The organism is Rahnella victoriana (assembly GCF_004330295.1).
GTDB lineage: Bacteria > Pseudomonadota > Gammaproteobacteria > Enterobacterales > Enterobacteriaceae > Rahnella > Rahnella victoriana.
The window spans coordinates 1-1,622 of record NZ_SJOJ01000060.1 but is presented as its reverse complement, the minus strand read 5'-3'; the positions used below and the strand labels follow the sequence as shown (position 1 = coordinate 1,622).

General features: G+C 47.2%; 3 protein-coding genes. All 3 read left to right on the top strand.

The window, feature by feature from the left end:
- Window positions 1–115 precede the first annotated feature (115 nt).
- Window positions 116–529, top strand: coding sequence for a GNAT family N-acetyltransferase (locus EYY67_RS24235; protein ID WP_131694602.1), 414 nt, complete (start codon window positions 116–118; stop codon window positions 527–529).
- Window positions 530–642: 113 nt separating this feature from the next.
- Window positions 643–861, top strand: a complete 219-nt coding sequence (locus tag EYY67_RS24230) for a DUF7661 family protein (RefSeq protein ID WP_131694601.1) — start codon at window positions 643–645, stop codon at window positions 859–861.
- A gap of 131 nt (window positions 862–992) precedes the next feature.
- Window positions 993–1,622: alcohol dehydrogenase AdhP (gene adhP, locus EYY67_RS24225; RefSeq protein WP_131694600.1), on the top strand; the 630-nt coding region annotated here is incomplete at its 3' end.

The following is a 1,622-nucleotide window of genomic DNA, read 5'->3' as shown; positions in this document are numbered from 1 at the left end:
AAGAAGAGAGTGCCTATTCAGTGAGAGCCGATGCCTGCAATTACAGCGATTTGCATTGCAACATAATAATAATAATCCTATAAATAATAGCTCTGCTTATTGAATTGGATGTTTTATGACTGTTCTGATTAAAAAGTTACTCCCTTCAGAGTGGGAAAGCGCATTCCCGATCATTGCTCAACTAAGAAACCTCACCCAAGACGAATTTTTAAGAAGCGTGAGAGTTCAAACTCTGAATGGATATGAGCTCGTTGCCGCTACCCTTGAAGGAAGAATTATCGGTGTGATGGGCATAAGACCCGTACACACGCTGGCACGAGGTTCTCATCTGCATATTGATGATCTGGTCGTGGATGAGAAGGATCGCCACTCGGGTACCGGTAAGTTGCTTCTCGATTTCGCTGTCAGTGAGGCTAAAAGCAGAGAGATGAATTTTGTTTTTCTTGATGCAAGGAAAGAAGCAATTCCCTTCTATGAAAGGAACGATTTCATTTTCCACGCTTCTCCTTCAATGAAAAAGATCCTTTAATTTCCCCATCCGAAGGCATGTTCCGTCCCATGATCTGGCAATGGCATTGAACATGCCTGATTGTTGTCACCCTGATTCCCCTTAACCCCCATGCCGCCTACGAAAGGAGACATATGCTGATTTATCACGTTTTTGGCCGTTATCTCGGCGTTAAGAAAGTGTCTGATGGCTGGCAGGTTTTCCGTGCCGATATGGCCGAGAGAAAATTTTCACGGCTTTACGACATCATCATTCCCGATGATATGACGGAGGAAGAGATCCCCGGTTGGTTCGGCGATATCTTTCATGAGTCAGCGAGTGAACGCTTTCCGGATGTGAAACGGGTTGAGTGATGACGTACGTATGGCAATAAAACTTTCCGCTATCTTCTTGATCATGGTTGTAAAAGCGATTCCTTCTCATTTGCAGGCTGACGGATAGCATTGTAACGTTGAGGCTCCGCCACAATGATGAGGAAAGGAAAATGAAAGCTGCTGTTGTTAATAAAGACCACTCTGTGGGCGTCGTTGAGAAGACTCTGCGTGACCTGGAACATGGTGAAGCACTTTTAGAAATGGAGTGCTGTGGTGTTTGTCATACCGATCTGCATGTGAAAAACGGCGATTTTGGTGACAAAACAGGCGTCATCTTGGGGCATGAAGGGATTGGTATCGTTAAGAAAATCGGCCCCGGAGTGACGGCTCTGAAAGTTGGCGACCGCGCCAGCGTCGCCTGGTTCTTCAAAGGTTGCGGGCACTGTGAATATTGTACTACCGGTAACGAAACACTCTGCCGCGATGTGGTAAACGCCGGTTACACGACTGACGGCGGCATGGCAGAAGAGTGCATTGTGTCCGCCGATTATGCGGTGAAAGTGCCGGATGGTCTGGAATCTGCAGCAGCGAGCAGCGTGACCTGCGCGGGCGTGACCACCTATAAGGCTGTTAAAGTCTCCGGTATTCAGCCGGGCAAATGGATCGCGATTTACGGTCTGGGTGGCTTAGGGAATCTGGCTTTGCAATACGCGAAAAATGTATTCAATGCCAAAGTTATTGCTATTGATGTTAATGATCAGCAACTGGAATTTGCCGCTGAAATGGGCGCAGATCTGACC